Genomic DNA, 20318 nt, shown 5'->3' with positions numbered 1-20318 from the left:
GGGGGCGATGAAGGATGTTCCAGGATTTCAAGCTCGTCGGTGACCGTCCGGTCGCGATACAAGTGAAAGAATACGTCAAACGTTTAATTATAAAAGGAGCGCTTCAGGCGGATCAGAAGCTGTCCTCCACACGAGAAATGAGCGGCCTGCTAAAGGTGAGCCGCAATACAGTCATTGCAGCCTATGAAGGCCTGGAGGATGACGGATTTACGTATGCGATTCCCGGCAAAGGCAGCTATGTGGCCGCTATGGTGGGCCACTTGGCTGCAGATCACGGAGGAGCTGACGGCTCCGCCGCCTGGCAGATCGACTGGAAGGCAAGAATGAACGAGTATGCTGTATCGGCTGTAGAGCTGGATAGGATGAAGCAGGGCATTCGCGCCAAAAAAGGAACCATCTCGTTCACAAGCATCGCTCCGGATGAGCAGCTGTTTGATCTGGGGGATGTAAGGCGAGCCTTTATGGATCGGATGGCAATCGAAGGGCAGGTGCTGCTCAACTACGGCTATGCCAAGGGCTACAAGCCGCTGATCGATTACCTGATGCGTTATATGGAGAATAAGGGCGTCGATATAAGCGGCAAGGATATGCTGATTACAAGCGGGTTTACAGAAGGCTTTGACATTGTGCTGTCGGCACTGCGCCCTTCTGCGCGCCGCGGAGCGGTGATTTGTGAAAATCCGACCCATCATACAGCGATCAAAAATTTGAAGCTGCAAGGATTTGAGATTACCGGCATTCCGATGGAGCGTGACGGTATGGATGTGGAGCAGCTTGAGGCGGTATTGCGGAAGCAGACAAACAGCTTCGATCTGGCCTATTTGACTCCTTCCTATCACAATCCCACAGGCATCGTCATGTCGCCGGCGAAGCGCAGCGCCGTTATGAAAATAATGATGCGCTATCAGATTCCGGTGATCGAGGATGGATTCAATGAGGAGCTGCGCTACTCGGGAGCGCATGTTGCGCCATTAATAGCGGCAGCAGGGCAAGGGAACGGAGTAATCTATATTGGCAGCCTCTCCAAAGTGCTGTTCCCTGGCTTGCGAGTGGGGTGGGTGCTTGGAGACCGGGCGCTGATCGACAATCTGGAAAGCATAAAACGTGCACGCACCATTCATACATCAACAATCGATCAATCGATATTATATCAATATTTGCTCAATGGAAATTTTGATAAATATATAAAAAAAGCACGTATGGAATATAAGCGCAAATATGAGCTGACGAAGGCATGCTGTGAAGCGCATCTCCCTGAGGCGCAGCTGTCTGGCGACGGGGGCTTGCATTTGTTCCTTACCTTCCCGTCAGGAGTAAGTACACGCCAGCTGCTGGAAGCTTGCACAGAACAGGGTGTTATTTTTACACCGGGAGACAAGTTTTTTATTCATGAAGGCGAAGGGACGAATACATTGCGGCTTGGTTTTTCACGAGTAACGGATGAAAATATCGAGCGGGGGATTCAGATCATCGGCAAACAGGCGCGCAGCTTTCTTAAGGCATAACGATTTTTAAAAATGAGGTGTCATATGAAGATTGGCGTTATTATGGGTGGTATTTCCTCTGAGCGTGAGGTTTCTCTGCAGACAGGTCAAGAGATGATCCATCATTTGGATCGCAGCCGATATGAAGTGGTTCCAATTGTGATCGAGCAGCGGGCGGATTTAATCGCGCAGGTTCAGCAGGCAGGCATCGATCTCGCGCTGCTGGCGCTGCATGGCCAGTATGGCGAGGACGGCACGGTGCAGGGAGCGCTGGAGACACTGGGCATTCCATATACAGGCAGCGGTGTCCTGGCAAGCAGCCTATGCATGAATAAGCAGCTGTCCAAGATGCTGCTGAAGGCAGCGGGTGTGCATACGCCTGCAGGCCTTCACTGGCAGGGGATGGACGATTATGATCCGCAGGCGGTGGGGCAGCTGGGTTACCCGGTTATTGTGAAGCCGAATATGGGGGGATCCAGCATCGGCATCCAGCTTGTGCATAATGAGAAGGAGCTGCTGCCGGCTGTTCAGGAGGCTTGCAGTTTGGATCAGGTGATCTTGATTGAGCCTTATATTAAAGGGACGGAGCTTACCTGCTCGATTGTGGATGGCGAGGCATTACCGTTTATCGGCATTCGCTCCGCTCATTCGGAGTGGTTCGACTACAAAGCGAAATATGAGGCCGGCGGCGCTGAGGAGAAGGTGATCCAGCTTCCTCCCGTGATTGAGCAGCGTGTGCGCGAGGCGGCGCTTGCCAGCTACCGGCTGCTGCAGTGCAAGGTCTATGCAAGGATCGATATGATTGTGTGTCAGGATGTTCCTTACGTGCTGGAAGTAAATACCTTACCGGGAATGACCGCCAATAGCCTGCTTCCGAAGAGCGCAGCTGCAGCAGGTATGACCTTTACACAGCTGCTGGACCGTATTATTGCCAGCTCGCTCCATGAGCGGAAACAGGAATGGGGGATGGGGCATTATGTTTAGTGAAGATAGTACAGGGCGGTTTTTATCCTCGCGTGTACGGGATATTCGGCCATCGGGAATTCGCGCTTTTTTTGATCTGAATGCAGCAGGCGGAGATACAATCGCTCTTGGAGTCGGAGAACCGGATTTCGTTACACCGGAAAAGGTACGTGAAGCTTGCTTTCAGGCATTGCGGGAAGGGCAGACGAAATATACCTCAAATGCCGGCTTGATCGAGCTGCGGGAGGAGCTTGCGGCTTATTTTGCCAGCAGCTTCGCGCTTTCCTACGACCCCGGGCAGGAAATCATCGTGACGGTAGGGAGCAGTGAAGCCGTCGACCTGGCGCTGCGGGCAGTGATCAATCCGGGTGATGAGGTGCTGATTCCGGCCCCAAGCTATATCGCCTATGAACCGATTACCCATCTGCATGGCGGTAAAATCGTGGAGGTGGCGGCTACGGCAGAGGAGAAGTTCAAGCTGACCCCGCAAGCACTGCAAGCGGCGATTACGCCTCATTCCAAGGCTTTGATGATCAATTATCCGTGTAATCCGACCGGAACAGTTATGACAAAGCAGGATTGGCTGTCGATTGCAGAGCTCATTATCAAACATAATTTGGTTGTCATTTCGGATGAAGTTTATGCCGAGCTGACTTATGGGAGAAAGCATGTCAGTATCGCCTCCTTGCCGGGCATGAAGGAGCGTACGATTGTCATCAGCGGCTTTTCCAAAGCGTTCGCGATGACAGGCTGGCGGGTAGGCTATGCTTGCGGCCCGCGCGAGTTGATAGCCGGTATGCTGAAAATCCACCAGTACACGGCCATGTGCGCCCCTACCCTTGCACAGATCGGCGCGCTCGAATCATTGCGTCATGGCTTGGCTGCCAAGGATGAGATGATGACGAGCTACAATGAACGCCGCAAGCTGTTTGTAGCCGGCTTGAATGCAATCGGGCTGTCCTGTCACGAGCCTGAGGGGGCTTTCTATACCTTCCCTTCCATTGCTTCTACTGGGATGTCATCTGAGCAGTTCGCTCTTCGGCTGCTGGAGGAAGCAAAGGTGGCGGTCGTGCCGGGACATGTATTCGGATCGGGCGGAGAGGGTTTTATTCGCTGCTCCTATGCAACCTCGCTCATCGATTTGGAGAAGGCGCTGGAGCGGATGGGAAGGTTTATGCAGGTGATGCAGCCGGTTTGATGAAACTATCACCATTCACTTCAACTTCACTAGTTTGAAGCTCTTGTAAAGGAACATTCGGCATTTGCTTCGTCAAAAAACCTCCGGAATCAAAATCCGGAGGTTTGTATGGCTGTTTTTCGCAGGCGAGGGTCGAAGCAATCCTAGCTGTCTATGCTTTCCGTTTCCTTCGCTTCGAACAATTCGTCAATCACGAATTTATAATCGTAATAATCGGTTTTCACGACTTTATATTTGGAAGTGAAGCTCTTTGTTTTACGGCTGCCATCGCCGTAAGAGATGTTGTACTTCTCCGATGTCGTAACGATGAAGGTGGAATCGTCCAGTTTTTCTGCCGACTTGGCTTCGGCAAGGGTCATGGATTCCTTGATCTCTTTGCTTTTCAGGTATTGCATGTAATTGGCCTGTTCTTGGTGTTTTTTTGAACTCAAATACGGCGTCACTACCTGGATGTTGTCTGAGGAGAGGGCCCACATATTTTTCGTCAGGAAAATCTCGACCATCATCTTGGCCTTTTCCGCATCGCCGGATGGCTTCGCCGGACTCTCTGGAAGCGGTTTGGGAGTGATCTCGCTTTTAGTTAGATCGGCGGATTCGGCCCCCGTCAATTCCACATACTTGGCCAGCATGTTGGCGGCTTCGGTTGCATGACTTTTTTGCTCGGCCCCCCTTTTTTCCAAATACTTTCTATTGGACTCTGCGTTATCGGCAGCCTTGTAGGCAGCGTTGATAAATTCGCGGGGATATGTATTCTTTTGCGCCAGTTGCTTGTTTGTCTTGATGTCGGAGATATTGTCTTCGTAACTGCTTTCGTTATATTTATAACTATCTGCAGCCTCATGCGCAGCTTGCATTTCCGTCAAATATTTGCCGCGGTAGGTCAAAGCATCGACGAACTTGGATTGAAGATCCTTTAATTTCGGCGATAAAACTATGCTCAGCACTTCGTCCTTAAGCTTGTTGTTTTTTTCGATGAGAGTGTCAACTGTGTTATAAAAGACATAATTTTTGTCGTCTGGTTTCTTTAACTGTCTGATTTCCGAATCGATGAACGGATCAACCATTTTTTTGCAAAACCATTTTTAGGGCAAAATAAATAAATGCTGCCCCTACGGATACATTCAAAACTTGAAGTACCAAAGGCGAAATGAATTCACGAGTCAAACTGCCCATGAATGCCACCAGAGTTAAAAAGAATATTGCTGCAAACCATGCTCCAAAACCGAATACATAAATATCATTCCGTTTCATATTTTCTTCGGCTACCTTGCTTGAAAATACACCTGCCCAAAAAATGACAGTTAGAGGATTCGATGCCGTCAGAAGGATTGCATAGACAAATGCATGGTTTGTATCCCCAAAGTCTGCAATACCGAAGCTGGGCAGGAGACGAATATCAATCAGGCTAAACACCAGGTTCAATCCAAACATAAATAAGACGGCGGCCCCGAACAGTCTCATACCCGATCTAATATTTTGTTTCTCCATAACAGTTGCGATGCCGAGAATGGCGGCCACAATAAAGAGCCCGTCCATGAAAGTAACACCGAGTACGCCGGTCTCGGCCGCGAAAAATCCTCGCAATGAAGCTATTTGAAATATAAAAATACAAATGGGGCCTACGGCCAATTGTAACATCATTCCAAATTTGAACCCTTTAGCAAAAATGTTTAGCACCTCTTTAAATATTTATATTTTCTTTCAAGGAAGAAAGAGAGATGATGGTATTGCTTTTAAGTACACCCTTGATGTTCTTTAACGTATTGGAAATAAAATGTTCCAACGCCCGAGTATCTTCCACAAGGACTTTTAACAAATAATCATATTCGCCGGCAACATGATGGCATTCCAGGACAGAACTGCATTGAACAATAGACTTTCTGAACTCCTCGATATGCTCGGTTTGATCAATATTGACAAAAATAAAGGACATTAGCTTGCAGTTCGTCTTCATCCGATTAATTTTTATGGTGTAGGCTTCTATGATTTCCGCTTCTTCCATTTTTCGAATTCGTTCCGATACGGCCGGAATGGACAGATTTACTCTTTTGCTTATTTCGGAAGCCGTCATCCTGCTGTTTTCTTTTAGAGCATCAAGTATCGTTAAATCAATTGCGTCCAAAATAACCACCTCGTAATTAAATTTATAAATATAATTATAATCATGAATTTTATTTTTTAAATATTATCATAAAAAACATTCAATTTTTAAGTAATTCGTAATTGGATGTTTATTTAATAAACTAAAGCAAGGTGGATTTAACGCTATACTTAAAAAATAAAGCCGCCGGCTCCGGGCCGACGGCTTTGCTGATAACAAAATTTGTTTTATTGCATGGATTGCAAATGCTCGGCGAGACGATCCCAGGTTTCGGTGACTCCTTGCTCCATCCCCATATCGATAACGGTTTTGAGCGCTTCGGCAGAAGGGTATTGGGCCCGGTTGACAAGCTTCGTCTTGCCTTCGAACTCTGTGAAAGTCATCGTAATGAGAGGCGCAGGCATTCCTTCCGCTTCATTGCCGTCGGCATCCGAGAAGTAATCCACGTAGACGATTTTCTCCGCTTCGACGATTTCCTGATACACGGCTTTGCCCCAAGATTCGAATCCGTAAAAATCGCCCTGGTTCTGATCGATACATTTCATACAGTAATGCCAGATGCCGCCTGGACGAAAATCAACGTTGCAAACCGTAAGCGTCCAGCCGCGCGGTCCCCACCAGTGCTTGAGATGCTCGGCCTGTGAGAACGCTTTAAATACAAGCTCGCGCGGCGCATTGAACACACGCTCCAGAATAAGTTCCTGACCTTCTACCTTGATCGTCATTGGGTTCGACATCCAAATTCCTCCTAATGTACTTTTCGGTACGCGTTACCCCTGGTGTCTTGTTTCGTTTGTCGGTACCGTTATCTTGTTTTAAATATACCTTAGATGGAATATTCCTGTCAAGGAATATTTGGAGCGTAATTTTAACGAGTGGGGAAGCCGCAGCAAGATGAAAAGTTTGTCCCAAGGAGTCGGACAAAGCGGGAATATACAAGCCTGCCGGACATAAAATGAAGCATAAGATTATTCTAAGCGGTTGCCCCCGGAGGATTTATGGTTAAAAAATCGGTCTCGATCTTGCAAATTGCAGCCACATATGCTGGGACAGTGGTGGGAGCCGGATTTGCTTCCGGTCAGTCGATTATGCAGTTTTTTACGGTCTACGGGACATGGGGAGCCGTAGGCATCTTGATCAGTACGTTTCTTTTTATGTGGATTGGAACCAGGATGATGGTTTTGGCGCATAGGATCCAGGCTTTTTCTTATCAGGAGCTTAACATCTATCTTTTCGGCAGCTTGTTCGGCAAAATCGCCAATGCTGCGACGTTCGCGATTTTATTCGGGATGACTTCGGTGATGCTGTCGGGCGCCGGCTCCATTTTTGAGGAACAGCTTCGTCTGCCGTATCAGTGGGGCATTGTTATCAGCATCGTCCTTTGTTATCTGGTGATGACCAGAGACATGCAGGGAATTTTGGCGGTAAATTCGGTGGTAGTGCCTCTAATGCTTTGTTTCATGCTTCTCATTGCTTTGCAGGTGTTCGGAGAAAGCGGGGCGGCTCCAAGCATCGGTTGGCGAAACCTGCCATGGTGTGACCTAACTTGGCTGATTAGCCCGTTTGCCTACGCGGCATTGAATTTTGCCTTTGTCCAAGCGGTGATGGTGCCTCTCGGCAGCGAGGTACAGGACGAAAGCGCCTTGAAATGGGGCGGTTTCTGGGGTGGCGTAGCCCTTGGATTCATGCTGCTGATCAGCCACTGGGCCATGAATTCCAGGATGCCGGAAATTGCAGCGTTCGATATTCCGATGGCCGAAATTATTCGGGATCTGGGCGGAGCGGTTCATATTTTGTTTCTGTTGGTCATCTACGGGGAAATTTTTACGACGATCATCGGCAACGTATTCGGGATCGCGCGTCAAATTCAAAGCCTGTTCGTTCTCCCGACCCACTGGCTGGTGTTAACGATTCTGCTCGGAAGCTTTCTGATCAGCCAGATCGGCTATACTCCGCTGCTTTCTTACCTTTATCCTCTGTTCGGCTATCTCGGGATGATCCTGCTTCTTTTCTTGGCGTTTAAAAGGATGCCCGGATAGTAGCCGCTTATTTAAAAAATTCATCCGAAGCGCTGAGCCATGGATTGTTCATTGGTGCGGCGCTTTTTTCACGCTTATGCAAGCTAATCGGCGGGGTATGTGTCATGAAAGGGCAGGCGTCCGGGAGTTAATTGTGTTGGCTTATTGGATTTTCTAACATTCTCTTAACATTCTCGATAAGTTCAAAGATAAGAGGCATAGGCCTCTTTTTTTGTTGCTTCACTGAATCCGGGGCAAATTTTGCTTGACGTACCGCGTCAGAACCCTATAATCGATTTTGGATGCAGCTTCCGGGCCGGGGGATAAACCGCACTGGCGGACTGCGAATCCTTTTCCCACGTTGTACGTATATGTTTGGTGAATCTCCGTGAGAAGGGCCCGTTTCCGAGAGAGAGAAAAGGAGTGCTGAAGCATGATGACACGATTGGAATACCGTTTGTATGCCGAGGGCAGCGAGACGTTCCCGCTGCTGTATTATTATGACCGGATCGGCCGGGACGAGGTCGCTTTGCGATTTGCGTGCGACTATTTTATTAAGGACGGCAAGGTGTACGAGAAAACCTCGTGCGCTGTGGAGCCGGAATGTTATGTCGTTTATGTGCAGGAAGCGCTTGACGAGCGGACGATGCTATGGAGCAAGCCGGAAGGTCCCCGCGGCGTTCGCATGGAGCTGAGGGAATATCGCGAATGGACGGCAGATTACCGGCTGGTGCATACGTTTACATTTCCCGATACGCTGGAGGCGATGCTGAACCTTCAGGCGAATTATTTGTATGCGGAGGGCCGGGAATGGCAGCGCACTTCCGCCGAAATCGACGAAGACCGGGAGACGTATGTATATTACGCCGTGCCGGTGTAGCCGCAATTCAAACCGGGAAAAACAGGAGTGACGAAAAATGGAACAGCAAAAAAGCAGCAGGACACGCAAACTGGTAGCGCTGTTCGTGGCGTCGACACTGGTGCTCGGCGGTACGGCGGGCTGCTCCGATTCGAAATGTACCGACCGTAACGGGGACGGTTACTGTGACGACAGCAGCAGCGGTTCGTCCGGAGGGCGTTACTACGGCGGCTCGGGGTCGAGCAGCAGCTCCTACAAAGGATCTTCGGGCAGCTCTTCCGGGATCAGCAAAGGAGGCATCGGCGGCAGCGGCAGTTCAAGCTCCTAGCGTCAGAGCTGCCATGGGCGGTCCGACGATGACAAAAAGCAACGAGCAGAGAGGAGGCGTGCGGACATGAGCATGGCAAAGACGCTGCGGCCGGACGCTTCTTATGAGGAACGCCGGGAAGCGATCTATGGGCCGCTGCGGCAAGAAGGTATATTTACATGGGACTGCTTATACGATCAGGAATATGCGCTCGCCGGCTTATACCGGTTGGAGCGTGCGCAGTTAGAAGAAATGCGCGGAGCCGCCGAAGCGTTAGGATGTATCTATGCCAAGACCGTCCGGATCGTCCAGCAGGGCGAACCGGCGCTTTTGGCTGAACTGGGACTGCCTCCCGCGTCGTTCGGCGCCATCCGTCTCCGGTTCGATGAAGACATCCCGACGCTGATCGGGCGGTTCGATTTTGCCTTGACGCCGCAAGGGCTCAAGATGCTTGAGTTTAACAGCGATACGCCGACAGGGATCGTCGAAGCCTTTCATGCGAACGGCCGGGTGTGCGCCGCCTATGGCGAAGAAGATCCGAACGAAGGCTGCAGCGGGGATTTCCGCCAGGCGTTCAAGCGGATGCTTGACCTGTACCGCGAAGCGGGCTATGCGTCCGAGCATGTCGTCTTCAGCTCGCTGGATTGGCATGAGGAAGATGCCGGAACGACTCGCTATCTTCTGAAGCAATCCGGGATTGACGGCGCTGAATTTGCAGCGCTATCCGACCTCCGCGTGGAGGGAGACCGGATATGGGTGCAGCCCAAAGCCGGTGACGAAGAAGCGGTGAGATGTCCGATCGATGTGTTGTACCGGCTGCATGCGATCGAGAAGCTGGCTGAAGACCGGGATACGGACGGCTATCCGACCGGTGAGCATGTGCTGGAATTAATAGCGGACGGCAAGCTGGCGATCATTAATCCGCCCTCGGGGTTCGCCGCCCAGACGAAGGCGGTCCAGGCGCTGATCTGGAATTTGCATCAAGCGGGGGAGTTTTACACGGAAGAGGAGCATGAGACGATCGAAGCCTACATGCTGCCGACGTTTATGGAGCCGTGCTTCCCCGAAGGCACGCCTTATGTGGTGAAGCCGATTCTTGGACGCGAAGGCAGCGGGGTCACGATCTATGCGGAAAGCGGAGATATTGCAGAGGCGAGCGGGGAAGACGAATACGGGGATCAGCCGATGGTCTACCAGCAATATGCCGAGCTGCCCCACATCCGGGTGGAAACGTTAAACGGCCCGTACGACGGCCGGCTGCTCTGGGGCTGCTTTTTGATCGGTGGCCGAAGCTCTGCCGTCATTGCGCGCGTCGGCGGGAGCATTACGAACAATTTGTCCTATTATTTGCCATCGTCGGTCATAGGCTAGACCTGCAGATAAGTACAGCCTGACATTACAACATTTATTGGGGAGTTGGAGTTCGTTGGATCAGTTTGGGAATATTCTTAACTTTTTGATGTATTTGGGCGTGACCGTCCCGCTTATGGGACTCGGTATTTTGTTTTTCAACCTGACGACGCCGTACAATGAATTTGCGCTCATCCGGGAGGGCGGCGATTTGTCCGATCCGTCCAAAGCGGCTGCCGCCAAAGCTGCGGCATACGATCTTGGAGGCAAAATTATCGGTCAAGTGCTCGTTCTTGCGTCCGCCGTATATCATTCGGTCGGTCTCGTCGATTTAATCGTCTGGGGGCTCATCGGGATCGCGTTCCAGATTATCGTGTTCTACTTGTTCGAACTGCTGACCCCGTTTAAAGTGCTGGCCGAAATTCCGAAGGGCAATGTGTCTGTTGGTATTTTTTCGTTTTGTTTGAGCCTGGCGTCGGGTCTGCTGCTAGCGTCGTTAATCAGCTATTGATTGATCGGCTACATAAAGTTTTGTTCCGAAGGAGGCTGTGCTCAACGTCATGCTAAAGCTGAATAACATTCACCATGCCGCGGTCATTTGCTCGGACTACGCGAAGTCGAAGCATTTTTACGTCCACGTGCTCGGATTGACGGTCATTCGGGAAACGTACCGGGCGGAACGCCAGTCGTATAAGCTCGATCTGCAGGTCGGCGAAGGTCATCAGATCGAACTGTTCTCGTTCCCGAATGCGCCGGAGCGGCCAAGCTATCCGGAAGCAAGAGGTCTGAGGCATCTGGCCTTCGAGGTTGACGACCTCGAAACGGCTGTCAAGGCTCTGGAAGCCAAAGAAATCGCCGTGGAGCCAATTCGTGTCGACGAGACTACGGGAAAACGATTTACGTTCTTTTTCGATCCGGACCGGCTCCCCTTGGAGCTGTACGAAAAATAGAGTAACGCAAGAAGCAAGACTCGTGCGCTGTGCACGGGTCTTTTTTTTGCAAGCCGGGTTTGGTTACGTATAAAAATGGGTAAAAAGTTGTAAGTTTAGTTCGACTTAGTTCAAAAAGCTCATGAAAATCTAACAAGGACCTAAAAGATTCCAAACATAACTTTGTTAAGCTTACCTTATCATCACAGAAGCTCTTGGGCGCAAGGGGACAATGATGGAGGTGCAGCGTATGGAAGGAAGATTTTCGGTAGGAGTCATGTTCGGGGTGTTGCTGAGCGTTCCGCTGTGGCTGTCGGTGGTCGGCTGGTTCAGACTGGTCATGGACGGCATCGCGTTGTTTATTTAAATCATAGCCATCGGCCGGAGGGGCCGATGGTTTCTTTGTGTGTTGAAGCTTTTTTCTTGGCGGAATTCGTTATTTTTTGACTTTAAAATGAACGACGGCGCTGTACAGCATTTTCCCGGCATTCGGATCGAACACCACTTGATGGCTGATCGAGAAAACATCCAGCAGCAGCGCTTTGTTATTCTCGATTTGCGCGTCGATTTTGGTTTCGAGCGTTTTCAAATCGTAAGCTTCGAAAAATTCAATTTTATTCTCGATTCTGTCTAAAGTAAAACTCATCGTCATTCGCTCCCGGCTGCGTATTTTGGCTTAAACTAAATCTACCAAGCTCTGTCTTTGATTGCAACTGCGCAGGAGAGCTGCCTTTATGGAAAGAAGGGCTCGATTGCGCTCTTCGTTTATTAGGCAGTAGGACTTGGGTCTGTCGTTCTATGTTGTTGAATTTGTGGAGAAAAGTAATTTCGTGTTAGATCATGGACTATATTGTAATTTTTTAAGTAATATATTATTATTACTATATATTTACTATTCATATAATTCCAATTACTATGAGTGGATTACATAGTCCGTTATGATCTGTCGGCCATGCGATCATATTAACGCAATCGCTTACATCAAGTTCCCCGCATCGCGTCATATCTTTTGAAAGCTACAGGACACCGAAGACATGCGCAACGTGTCCTTTCCTCTACTTGACTCCTTCAATTCTACTGACAGCAAGATCGAACATGGATGGCATTCGTAGAATATCGGCATATATAGACTCGTTACGAGTTTATATAAAAACATGGGATAGAAAGGAGGATATGCAATACTCACAAGAAATTCCGCAAACGGGATCACAGCTTTATTTTAGGTGGAGAGGAGGTTTGATCGAACGGACAATTGCGAACGATTGAAAGGGTAATGCCTGATCGTAGTATCCTTACCGACCCCAAAAATAAGGAGGTAACATATATGATACAGCTTCGTTTACCCCATCATTCCCTATCCAAACTGCTCGTTGCCAGCGGCATGATGCTGCTGATGGCCATTATCATGCTGTTGTTCTCGGACCGGGCTTTTGCCCATGGTTATGTTGAATCGCCGGGCGGCCGCGCCTATTTGTGCAAGCTGGGGCAAAATAAGAACTGCGGAGCGATTATTTATGAGCCGCAAAGTCTGGAAGCGCCGAAAGGATTCCCGCAGGCCGGGCCTGCCGACGGCAAAATCGCCAGCGCAGCCGGAGCTTTTCCGGAGCTTGACCAGCAATCCGCTACACGTTGGGCAAAGGTCCCGATGACGGCAGGTACGAAAACGTTTACATGGAAGCTGACTGCCGCTCATGCGACTTCCAGCTGGAAGTATTACATTACGAAGCAAAACTGGGATCAGAACGCCCCGCTTAGCCGGGCTTCGTTCGACCTTACGCCGTTCTGCTCGGTAAATTACGGCGGAAAGCAGCCTCCTTCCACGTATTCCGATACGTGCAACGTTCCTAGCCGTACCGGATATCAAGTCATCCTGGCTGTTTGGGAAATTGCCGATACGGCCAATGCTTTCTATAATGTTATCGACGTGAATTTCGGAGGAGATTCTGGGGATACGCAACCTCCCACTGCACCGACGGGCTTAAGCGCTTCCAATCTTACAGCTACGAGCGTATCGCTGGCATGGAACGCATCGAGCGATAACGTCGGAGTGTCCGGCTACAAAATTTATAACGGCTCGACGCTGATTGCCGCCGTCTCCGGCTCGACTTTAAATTACAACGTTACGGGGCTGACTTCGAATACATCCTATACGTTTACGGTTCGCGCCGAGGATGCCGCAGGCAACGCCTCCGGCGCAAGCAACGCCGTCACGGTGACGACTCCGGCCGTACCTGTAGACAATGAGGCGCCTACAGCTCCAACCGGCTTGCATGTGATGGGCACGCCGACTTCCTCCAGCGTTCATCTGATGTGGAGCGCATCGACGGATAATGTCGGAGTAACGGGCTACCGGGTCTATCGTGGAACGACTTTAGTGACTACGGTTTCGGGGACGACGCTCGAATATACGGTTACCGGGCTGACGCCCGATACGTCCTATACGTTTACGGTTCGCGCGATTGACGCTGCCGGCAACGTATCGGCCGACAGCAATGCCGTAAATGCCAAGACGGCTTCCGGTCCGGCGGTTTCCGCATGGGCGCCGAACACGGCTTACACGGTAGGCACGCTTGTCACGTACAACGGCAAAACGTACGAGTGCCGTCAGGCCCACACTTCGCTGGTCGGCTGGGAGCCGCCCAACGCAGCTTCGCTGTGGTTGTTGAAGTAATCGGACAAGATTTATTAACAAGGATAGTTTGTCAGAATCAACTTCTGGCGGGCTATCCTTTTCCATTTAGCGAGACACCTGCTGGCACTATTCCATGGACCTCTTTCTCAACAAGCTCAGCGCCTAAAGGGTGCTTTTTTGTTTTGGACAAACCAACCATTCGAGCCCGTTTCGCGACACTTCCTTCATAAGAATACACAGTATTGCAATTGGGACTCATCTCCTATTATGCACGTTTCTGTTTCGTAACATCGTTATCTTCTCTCCGATGTGCATCATTATGCTGTATTATCCAGTATAAACCAAATGGACTATTGCGTGTTCGTATTTTGTTCGTATATAATACAAACAAATGTTCTCATTTGGAGGCGAACGTGAATGGAAAGATACATTGGCCATATTATTGAAGTTATTTATTTGGATATCGACAATAAGACCAAGCAGCGGAGAATTGAGGTGTTGACGGTTGAGAACGGTATCGTCAAAGCATTTTGTCATCAACGGCAAGCGCTGCGGATGATTCGGATCGAAAATATTTTAGCTGTGAAGCAGGTTTCCGTGTCATCGAGGGTATCATGAGCTGATGCACTGTAGGGTCCGACAACCGTCGAAAGCTAGAACATAAAAGTAGGATTAAGATGAAAATGGCAGATAATTGAATTTGCAGACGTGATCGGAGTGGAATTCGTTGATGACAGATGTTGAAAAGAACGTACTTCGAATCCTGTGGAATTTATACAAAACAGCTTGGGTAAGGCCTGACGTTAAAAGGATTTCATGGTTATCCGGACGTACGGTGGAGCAACTACGAAAAATTGTATTGTGCCTCGTCAAGGATGGTTATGTAGAAGTTCGCAGGGATGAGCTTCGGGTCATACAAGGCTTGGAGCAAAGGGCACCTCAGTAGACAGCCATGGATTGAAGATGGATTGGAAGAGGAGATGAAAATCATGATAGGCTTACCGACGTTAAGCAAAAAACACGCTGCGCAACGCCCGGCAAGAGACGAATTTGAATTGGAGGAGCTGGGTGACCGATTGTTCGAGGCTCAAGAAGAGGGGACCGAGATTTTTTTGACCGTGTGGGGGACGGATGAGCAGGTGCGGGGACGAATCACCAACATGGACCCACGAACCCGGCTGGTACATATAGAGCGTGACGGCGATACGCTGAAAGTTCCTTATTTGGATATCATGAAAGTGGAGAGCCCAAGGGATTGATCCTTGGGCTTTCGTGCTAGGGAGAATTTTTTTACATAATGTCGAATTTGTGGAGTTGTATGAGTTCGTGATACGATAGGTAAAAAATGTAAAGGAGACAGGCCATGAAGAAATATCTCGGACTCCTTGCCCTGGTGATAATGATCATGAATGCAGGCTGTATGCAAGCAAAACCCCCAGAAGTAGCGGCATCTCCAGAACAGAATACCGTACCGGTTTCGACTCCACAAGAAACAGCAAAAGAAGCAGTGAAGCAGCCTGTGTCTACGAATGTAGAGTCTGCTTTTACGAAAGCGGAGCAGCACCCTGAAAAGATTCTGATCGATGTGATTAACTCGGCGAAGGAGACACTAGATGTTGCGATCCACAGCATTACGCATCCGGATATTGTAGCAGCTATCCGGGATGCAAAGAAACGCGGCGTAGCAGTACGTGTGATTACGGACAAGACTCAATCCGAAGGGAAAACGCAGGGAGAGGCATTGAAGATCCTTGGCAGCGCCGGGATTCCTATGAAGATCAACAGCCATAGTGGCCTGATGCACTTGAAGGTGACGATCGCGGACAAGAAGGTCGTAACCACCGGCTCGTATAACTACTCCAAGGCCGCTAGCACAACGAATGATGAGGTCCTGGTCGTGATTCGGGAGGAAGGGGCAGCAAAAACATTTTCAGATGAATTCGAGAAAATGTGGAATGATACGAAGGGTTTTAAAACGATTGAGAAGAAAATCGCGAAGAAATAATTAACGAAACTCTGTTAGATCTAAAACTTTGAAAATGCTGTCCATGACCAGACAAAAAACTCCCAAGAAGAATATGGTTGTGCCGTGCCTCTTAAGTTTTTTCCTTAGTCGCAGTTCGTATTGTTGGTCTGTTTCCCCGGGCTGCTGTACTCCTTTAACTACTTTAATATTGTAAGATTTTCTGAAAGAGAGCAAAAAATACATAATGCCGGCAATTATTAATAACAAAGCAATAATTAATAACATGATGTACCTCCTCGTAGAATAAATACCAGCAATGTAATATCGGCATCCAAAGAGTTTATATTTACCCTGTATTTTCAAAATTAATGAGTAATTATTTTAAAATTTTTCCGACGGTTGATTTGAAACTATAAGCCTAATCCCAGAGGCATATTTACTTATAAATATTTAAAGGTAATATTAAACTATAAATCCATAATTTACATTAATTATTCGCGGAACGAAGGAACACGGACAAGGCGCCGTCCGTTTCCGATATAACGTATGCAGCTTAACGATTTCAAATCTAATATGCGGGAGGGTTTGAGATAAGCTTTAACTTTCAAGGGCAAGGGTTAAAAAAGTTAGTCGCATTACTTCTGAGAGCAGTTTGTTTCACGGGCTTGGGCACGAGGGAGGCTTTGGCCTGGCCCTCTGAGACTTTTTGGGATTGCTGCGATAAGCTTTATGACTATCAAGCAGCCGATCTGGTGCCCGGACTTTCAACGTACCAGAACACTGTTCACCTTAATGTTCCCGAACTGAACGTAATTTCATATCATTACAAGGATACTAGAACGGAAAAACCCTTTGATTATTCATACACGGAAATTTTACTTTCACATGACGACGGGGGTCATGAACACAAGTTGCTTCTATGAATGTCCGTGCAGGGGGCGAAGCCGGAGGAGAGCTGATTGCGCCGAAATCGGATTCTTGTTTTCTTACTATATAATGTTGGGCCTGGAGTTCCGACAACGCATGTAACGGCTCAGGTTACTTACGCACATTAAAATGATCAGACCTGGCTAAACGGGTTGCCCTGCTGTTCGTGATACAAAATGTATCTATTTGCGGATCATAAATATCATGCCGCTGCCAATACAGGCTGGTACAGTGTTCATCTTATATTTTAAATTGTCTATACTTTATTTTTTGAAGGGAGTTTTATATGAAAAAAATTGTATCTTTGGCTTTGCTGTCGGCATTAGTTATTAGCTCCATTGCACCAGCTGCATATGGAGAACATGTTAAAAAGCGTGAAGAATGCTTATATGTTGATACCGTAGAAGATGTGTACAAGAACGAAAACGATGTTCCGGAGGAACTTGAATTCTGGTATGGCAAGTGTAGTGGTATTTTGAAAAAATATAAACAACGTTATGAGCCACAATATGGTGGCTGGGTTGGTACGTATAGAGGGTGGCTTTATTACCCTGAGATATGATAAGCGAGGGTCTACATCCCACTAGTTAGATCCCGGAGGCAGGGCCCGCCTATCGTAATATGGAAGAAGGGCGACTGCGTCCTGCTGGAATTATTGCTTGAGGTGGCTTCAACTCTATGATAGAAAAAGAAGTAAAACGTCCTATTGGGACGATGCAAATTGCTGTTAATGGCAGCAGTTTTGCGACGTCCCATTTTTATTCTCTTATCTCGCTTCCCCAAGAAAGCGACCAGATATTAAACAAACCCTTTTTGATCAAGGGGTGTTAAATAAAATCGGGGCCCGTCTCACGACGAGCCCCTTTCATGGGAGAGGAGAAACCGGACGAAGAGCTTATGGGGAACGTAAGTCTTCTCCGCGGTTGTCTACGACATTTTCGGATGTCGATGATATAAGGATGATCCTTTTTGCAGAAAGATATACATCCGCTGGCAAAATTTTTTTGGATTTTTTGTGCAAAAGATTCCGTTTGTGATACGATATCAATATTAAGTTGGCGGAAAGAAGGCTATACAGCATGAGAGTCATATCGGGAAGTGCCAAAGGGCGGCCGCTGAAGGCGGTACCGGGCATGGGGACCCGGCCCACGACGGATAAAGTGAAAGAAGCGGTATTCAGCATGATCGGCCCTTATTTCGACGGCGGACAAGTGCTGGATTTGTTTGCGGGCACGGGAGGGCTGAGTATCGAAGCGTTGAGCCGGGGGATGGACCATGCCGTGCTCACGGACGTTGACAAAAAAGCCATCGACACGATTCGTCACAATCTTCAGGCGACCGGGATGACGGAGCGGGCCGAAGTGTACCGCAATGATGCGATGCGCGCGCTCAAAGCGCTTTCCAAGCGGGAAGCGCGTTTTGATCTGGTGTTTTTGGACCCACCGTACAAGCTGAAGGTGATCGGGGAGCTGCTGGAGGAGCTGCAGCAGGGCGGATTGCTGGCCGACGGAGCGCGGATCGTGGTCGAGCATGACGCGGAGGATCGCCATGAGGGGGACTTCGGGAAGCTCGAGTGGCTGAGGCGGGCCGAGTATGGGGATACTGCCATTACGATTTACCGTACCCGCTCCGAGGGTAAAGAGATTTAAACTCGACAATAGAGGGAGCTGACTGTACCAATGAATCCGATTATCGAGATTGGAGATCACCCCGGGATGCGGGTGGCTGTGTATCCCGGCAGCTTTGATCCGGTGACGAACGGGCATCTGGATATTATTCATCGCGCGGCTAAGGTGTTCGATAAGCTGATCGTTGCCGTGCTCAATAATACGAGCAAAAATCCGCTGTTTTCGGTGGAGGAGCGGACGGAGCTGCTGCGGCAGGCGACCAGAGACTTGCCGAACGTCGAGATCGACAGCTTCCGGGATTTGCTCATTAATTATATGAAGCAAAAAAACGCGCACCTCATCGTAAGAGGACTGCGCGCGGTTTCCGATTTTGAATACGAGCTGCAGTTGGCCTCGACCAACCGCAAGCTGTGCGAAGACATCGAAACGTTCTTTATGACGTCGACGCCGAAATACTCGTATTTAAGCTCCAGCATTGTGAAAGAAATCGCCCGTTTCCATGGACCCGTGGTCGATTTGGTTCCGCCGGAAGTGGAGCGGGCCTTACGTGGTAAATACGGCAGCGGAAGCTTGTAGCTCGGAAGGAAAGCTTACCGCTGATGGCGGCGGCGATGGAAGAGAAAAGCGGCAAATACCGAAAGCACGAGCAGGACAAGCAGCATTGTGCCGAACTGCAGCATCATCGGGCTGACCAAGGGCCACAGACTGTCGTGCTCGAAAGACCAGCCGCTGCGAACCGCGGTATAGTGCGCAAGCACGGGCTGTTCTCCGCCCAGCGAATCGGTGAGCGGCTTCCAAGCTAAGCAGGTAAGCACAAAAGCAATCCCGCCGTGCTCAAGCCGGGAGCGCAGAAAGCGCAGGTAACGCAAGTCGGAAGCCGCGGTCAAGCTTTTGACTTGGGCGTGCGTGGACAAGCCTCCCCACGAGAGCAGCAGACTGAGCAGCGCATACGGCAAGGCCGACGAAGCTGCTTCTGTATATTGCGACAAGGCATACGCTCCGAGATGCGGTTCGAAAAAGCCGGCCAGCAGCGCTTGGGCAAGCGTCAGAGCGTTGTCGCGGTTAAGCCCAAGTGCGGAGGCGAGGGAAGCGGCAGCGGAGACAAGCCCCGAAAGCGAAACGGCGTGAAGCAGCACGGAGAACATCATCATGCATCCGCCGATCAAAAAAAGCTGCTGAACGCTTGACGTCACCGAATCTCCCAGCAGCTTCCCGAACGTCCGGCCGTCGCGCGTCCGGGCGTCTTGAAATGCGTCGAAGCTTCGGCTGAGCCATCCTGAGCCCCCCTTGTCCCGTGATTTTAATTTCGGCGGTGGATGAGGTGCCGGGGCGTTGCGAAAGCGGTGAAGCATGGCCAAGAGCAGCGTAGAGGCATAATGGATGACCGCAAGCGCAAGTCCGGCCGTCGCGCTTTGCAGGAAGCCGACGCCGACCACGCTTACGAGGAAGACCGGATTCAGCAGGTGAGAGACCGAGAGCAGCCGCTCTCCTTCGTCGCGGGTCAGCGTGCCGTCCTTACGAAGCTGGCCCACGGCTGCGGCACCGGCCGGCATGCCTGCCGTGAAGCCGAGCGCGACGATCCAGCCGGCGACTCCCGGGAGCCTGAACAAAAGGCGCAGCAGCGGCTCGAGCAGTACGCCAAGTCCGTGCAGTACGCCCATCCCGCGCAGCAGCTCGGTTACGATCAGAAAGGGCAGCAGGGCCGGGAAGACCAGCTTCCACCAGAGCTGCAGCCCCTGGAGCGACGAGCGAAACGCTTCGTCGGGAAATGCGATGATGCTGACGACAAGAGCAAGCGCGGCGGCGCCAAGCAGCAGCGTCGTAAAGCGCGGGGAGAAGAGAACCTGTAACCGTTGCATCCGATTCATCACTCCAGCTTGGGGTAGTGGTACATGTTTACGCTTTGTCCGCATGGAATAGACCTGACAGGCGTACGCTACTTATAGAGATACGACA

The 20318-nt window shown here is 49.9% G+C and carries 24 protein-coding genes; 17 read left to right on the top strand and 7 right to left on the bottom strand.

Features of this window, described 5'->3' with window-relative positions:
* Positions 1-14: 14 nt before the first annotated feature.
* Genes NI000_RS01835 through NI000_RS01825 form a run of 3 tightly spaced genes read left to right on the top strand, consistent with a single transcriptional unit; the run spans position 15 to position 3645 of the window.
* A complete protein-coding gene (locus NI000_RS01835) occupies positions 15-1505 on the top strand; it encodes an aminotransferase-like domain-containing protein (RefSeq protein WP_253407158.1) in 1491 nt (496 codons plus the stop codon).
* A gap of 24 nt (positions 1506-1529) precedes the next feature.
* Positions 1530-2468 (top strand): D-alanine--D-alanine ligase, encoded by a 939-nt coding sequence (locus NI000_RS01830; RefSeq protein WP_253407157.1) that lies wholly within the window; start codon positions 1530-1532, stop codon positions 2466-2468.
* A complete protein-coding gene (locus NI000_RS01825; protein ID WP_253407156.1) occupies positions 2461-3645 on the top strand; it encodes an aminotransferase class I/II-fold pyridoxal phosphate-dependent enzyme in 1185 nt (394 codons plus the stop codon). The genes NI000_RS01830 and NI000_RS01825 overlap by 8 nt, the downstream gene beginning before the upstream one ends.
* Positions 3646-3788: 143 nt before the next feature.
* On the opposite strand, the gene NI000_RS01820 is transcribed toward NI000_RS01825, so the two are convergent.
* The 4 genes from NI000_RS01820 to NI000_RS01805 form a co-directional block, all read right to left on the bottom strand.
* Complete coding sequence (locus tag NI000_RS01820; RefSeq protein ID WP_253407152.1) at positions 3789-4709, bottom strand: TcaA NTF2-like domain-containing protein; 921 nt, start codon at positions 4707-4709, stop codon at positions 3789-3791.
* The gene (locus NI000_RS01815; protein WP_253407150.1) at positions 4702-5286 is read right to left on the bottom strand and encodes a LysE family transporter; all 585 of its coding nucleotides are present in this window, start codon (positions 5284-5286) and stop codon (positions 4702-4704) included. The genes NI000_RS01820 and NI000_RS01815 overlap by 8 nt, the downstream gene beginning before the upstream one ends.
* A gap of 40 nt (positions 5287-5326) precedes the next feature.
* Positions 5327-5776, bottom strand: coding sequence for an Lrp/AsnC family transcriptional regulator (locus tag NI000_RS01810; RefSeq protein ID WP_253407149.1), 450 nt, complete (start codon positions 5774-5776; stop codon positions 5327-5329).
* Positions 5777-5973: 197 nt separating this feature from the next.
* Positions 5974-6483, bottom strand: coding sequence for an SRPBCC domain-containing protein (locus NI000_RS01805; protein ID WP_253407148.1), 510 nt, complete (start codon positions 6481-6483; stop codon positions 5974-5976).
* Positions 6484-6744: 261 nt separating this feature from the next.
* On the opposite strand from NI000_RS01805, the gene NI000_RS01800 reads away from it, so the two are divergent.
* The 6 genes from NI000_RS01800 to gloA2 all read left to right on the top strand — a co-directional run bounded on the left by NI000_RS01800 (position 6745) and on the right by gloA2 (position 11230).
* The gene (locus tag NI000_RS01800; RefSeq protein ID WP_253407147.1) at positions 6745-7785 is read left to right on the top strand and encodes a YkvI family membrane protein; all 1041 of its coding nucleotides are present in this window, start codon (positions 6745-6747) and stop codon (positions 7783-7785) included.
* Positions 7786-8200: 415 nt separating this feature from the next.
* Positions 8201-8644, top strand: a complete 444-nt coding sequence (locus NI000_RS01795; protein WP_054974182.1) for a hypothetical protein — start codon at positions 8201-8203, stop codon at positions 8642-8644.
* 37 nt (positions 8645-8681) lie between these two features.
* The gene (locus NI000_RS01790; RefSeq protein WP_253407145.1) at positions 8682-8951 is read left to right on the top strand and encodes a hypothetical protein; all 270 of its coding nucleotides are present in this window, start codon (positions 8682-8684) and stop codon (positions 8949-8951) included.
* A gap of 66 nt (positions 8952-9017) precedes the next feature.
* On the top strand, positions 9018-10301 hold the full coding sequence (locus NI000_RS01785; protein ID WP_253407144.1) for a glutathionylspermidine synthase family protein: 1284 nt from the start codon (positions 9018-9020) through the stop codon (positions 10299-10301).
* Between the two features lie 55 nt (positions 10302-10356).
* Complete coding sequence (locus tag NI000_RS01780) at positions 10357-10791, top strand: DUF350 domain-containing protein (RefSeq protein ID WP_253407143.1); 435 nt, start codon at positions 10357-10359, stop codon at positions 10789-10791.
* A 49-nt stretch (positions 10792-10840) separates the two neighbouring features.
* A complete protein-coding gene (gene gloA2 / locus NI000_RS01775) occupies positions 10841-11230 on the top strand; it encodes an SMU1112c/YaeR family gloxylase I-like metalloprotein (protein ID WP_253407142.1) in 390 nt (129 codons plus the stop codon).
* 415 nt (positions 11231-11645) lie between these two features.
* Here gloA2 and NI000_RS01770 read toward each other — a convergent pair whose 3' ends face one another.
* A complete protein-coding gene (locus NI000_RS01770) occupies positions 11646-11855 on the bottom strand; it encodes a YrzA family protein (RefSeq protein WP_253407141.1) in 210 nt (69 codons plus the stop codon).
* 678 nt (positions 11856-12533) lie between these two features.
* On the opposite strand from NI000_RS01770, the gene NI000_RS01765 reads away from it, so the two are divergent.
* From NI000_RS01765 to NI000_RS01750, 4 genes are all read left to right on the top strand, one after another.
* Entirely contained in the window at positions 12534-13880 is a 1347-nt protein-coding gene (locus NI000_RS01765; RefSeq protein WP_253407140.1) for a lytic polysaccharide monooxygenase, read from the top strand.
* 378 nt (positions 13881-14258) lie between these two features.
* Complete coding sequence (locus NI000_RS01760; protein WP_253407135.1) at positions 14259-14459, top strand: hypothetical protein; 201 nt, start codon at positions 14259-14261, stop codon at positions 14457-14459.
* Positions 14460-14830: 371 nt separating this feature from the next.
* On the top strand, positions 14831-15100 hold the full coding sequence (locus tag NI000_RS01755; RefSeq protein ID WP_253407134.1) for a YolD-like family protein: 270 nt from the start codon (positions 14831-14833) through the stop codon (positions 15098-15100).
* A 104-nt stretch (positions 15101-15204) separates the two neighbouring features.
* Positions 15205-15846 carry a phospholipase D family nuclease gene (locus tag NI000_RS01750; protein ID WP_253407133.1) on the top strand — a complete coding sequence of 214 codons (642 nt, stop codon included), beginning with the start codon at positions 15205-15207 and terminating at the stop codon, positions 15844-15846.
* Here NI000_RS01750 and NI000_RS01745 read toward each other — a convergent pair whose 3' ends face one another.
* The gene (locus NI000_RS01745) at positions 15847-16092 is read right to left on the bottom strand and encodes a hypothetical protein (RefSeq protein WP_253407131.1); all 246 of its coding nucleotides are present in this window, start codon (positions 16090-16092) and stop codon (positions 15847-15849) included. It abuts the gene before it with no gap.
* Positions 16093-17020: 928 nt separating this feature from the next.
* On the opposite strand from NI000_RS01745, the gene NI000_RS01740 reads away from it, so the two are divergent.
* The 4 genes from NI000_RS01740 to coaD all read left to right on the top strand — a co-directional run bounded on the left by NI000_RS01740 (position 17021) and on the right by coaD (position 18938).
* Positions 17021-17296 carry a hypothetical protein gene (locus tag NI000_RS01740; protein ID WP_253407129.1) on the top strand — a complete coding sequence of 92 codons (276 nt, stop codon included), beginning with the start codon at positions 17021-17023 and terminating at the stop codon, positions 17294-17296.
* Positions 17297-17412: 116 nt separating this feature from the next.
* Positions 17413-17565, top strand: coding sequence for a hypothetical protein (locus NI000_RS01735; protein WP_253407127.1), 153 nt, complete (start codon positions 17413-17415; stop codon positions 17563-17565).
* A gap of 248 nt (positions 17566-17813) precedes the next feature.
* Entirely contained in the window at positions 17814-18383 is a 570-nt protein-coding gene (gene rsmD / locus NI000_RS01730; protein WP_253407125.1) for a 16S rRNA (guanine(966)-N(2))-methyltransferase RsmD, read from the top strand.
* A gap of 30 nt (positions 18384-18413) precedes the next feature.
* Complete coding sequence (gene coaD / locus NI000_RS01725) at positions 18414-18938, top strand: pantetheine-phosphate adenylyltransferase (RefSeq protein WP_253407124.1); 525 nt, start codon at positions 18414-18416, stop codon at positions 18936-18938.
* 14 nt (positions 18939-18952) lie between these two features.
* Here the strand turns inward: coaD and NI000_RS01720 are convergent, their stop codons facing one another.
* Positions 18953-20221, bottom strand: coding sequence for a nucleoside recognition domain-containing protein (locus NI000_RS01720; RefSeq protein WP_253407115.1), 1269 nt, complete (start codon positions 20219-20221; stop codon positions 18953-18955).
* Positions 20222-20318: the final 97 nt, after the last annotated feature.

The organism is Paenibacillus tyrphae (assembly GCF_024158745.1).
GTDB classification, from domain to species: Bacteria; Bacillota; Bacilli; order Paenibacillales; family NBRC-103111; genus Paenibacillus_G; species Paenibacillus_G tyrfis_A.
Note: the sequence above shows the minus strand (reverse complement) of the source record. Positions and strands in the feature narration are given on the sequence as shown.

Excerpts from the sequence above, each read along its gene's own strand:
- NI000_RS01740 (WP_253407129.1), top strand. The coding sequence starts at position 17,021 with ATGAAAAAAATTGTATCTTTGGCTTTGCTGTCGGCATTAGTTATTAGC.
- NI000_RS01755 (WP_253407134.1), top strand. The coding sequence starts at position 14,831 with ATGATAGGCTTACCGACGTTAAGCAAAAAACACGCTGCGCAACGCCCG.
- NI000_RS01830 (WP_253407157.1), top strand. The coding sequence starts at position 1,530 with ATGAAGATTGGCGTTATTATGGGTGGTATTTCCTCTGAGCGTGAGGTT.
- NI000_RS01735 (WP_253407127.1), top strand. The coding sequence starts at position 17,413 with ATGATAGAAAAAGAAGTAAAACGTCCTATTGGGACGATGCAAATTGCT.
- NI000_RS01825 (WP_253407156.1), top strand. The coding sequence starts at position 2,461 with ATGTTTAGTGAAGATAGTACAGGGCGGTTTTTATCCTCGCGTGTACGG.
- NI000_RS01805 (WP_253407148.1), bottom strand. The coding sequence starts at position 6,483 with ATGTCGAACCCAATGACGATCAAGGTAGAAGGTCAGGAACTTATTCTG.
- NI000_RS01790 (WP_253407145.1), top strand. The coding sequence starts at position 8,682 with ATGGAACAGCAAAAAAGCAGCAGGACACGCAAACTGGTAGCGCTGTTC.
- NI000_RS01785 (WP_253407144.1), top strand. The coding sequence starts at position 9,018 with ATGAGCATGGCAAAGACGCTGCGGCCGGACGCTTCTTATGAGGAACGC.
- rsmD (WP_253407125.1), top strand. The coding sequence starts at position 17,814 with ATGAGAGTCATATCGGGAAGTGCCAAAGGGCGGCCGCTGAAGGCGGTA.
- NI000_RS01765 (WP_253407140.1), top strand. The coding sequence starts at position 12,534 with ATGATACAGCTTCGTTTACCCCATCATTCCCTATCCAAACTGCTCGTT.
- NI000_RS01745 (WP_253407131.1), bottom strand. The coding sequence starts at position 16,092 with ATGTTATTAATTATTGCTTTGTTATTAATAATTGCCGGCATTATGTAT.
- NI000_RS01750 (WP_253407133.1), top strand. The coding sequence starts at position 15,205 with ATGAAGAAATATCTCGGACTCCTTGCCCTGGTGATAATGATCATGAAT.
- gloA2 (WP_253407142.1), top strand. The coding sequence starts at position 10,841 with ATGCTAAAGCTGAATAACATTCACCATGCCGCGGTCATTTGCTCGGAC.
- NI000_RS01770 (WP_253407141.1), bottom strand. The coding sequence starts at position 11,855 with ATGAGTTTTACTTTAGACAGAATCGAGAATAAAATTGAATTTTTCGAA.
- NI000_RS01815 (WP_253407150.1), bottom strand. The coding sequence starts at position 5,286 with ATGATGTTACAATTGGCCGTAGGCCCCATTTGTATTTTTATATTTCAA.
- coaD (WP_253407124.1), top strand. The coding sequence starts at position 18,414 with ATGAATCCGATTATCGAGATTGGAGATCACCCCGGGATGCGGGTGGCT.
- NI000_RS01820 (WP_253407152.1), bottom strand. The coding sequence starts at position 4,709 with ATGGTTGATCCGTTCATCGATTCGGAAATCAGACAGTTAAAGAAACCA.
- NI000_RS01760 (WP_253407135.1), top strand. The coding sequence starts at position 14,259 with ATGGAAAGATACATTGGCCATATTATTGAAGTTATTTATTTGGATATC.
- NI000_RS01795 (WP_054974182.1), top strand. The coding sequence starts at position 8,201 with ATGACACGATTGGAATACCGTTTGTATGCCGAGGGCAGCGAGACGTTC.
- NI000_RS01835 (WP_253407158.1), top strand. The coding sequence starts at position 15 with ATGTTCCAGGATTTCAAGCTCGTCGGTGACCGTCCGGTCGCGATACAA.
- NI000_RS01800 (WP_253407147.1), top strand. The coding sequence starts at position 6,745 with ATGGTTAAAAAATCGGTCTCGATCTTGCAAATTGCAGCCACATATGCT.
- NI000_RS01720 (WP_253407115.1), bottom strand. The coding sequence starts at position 20,221 with ATGCAACGGTTACAGGTTCTCTTCTCCCCGCGCTTTACGACGCTGCTG.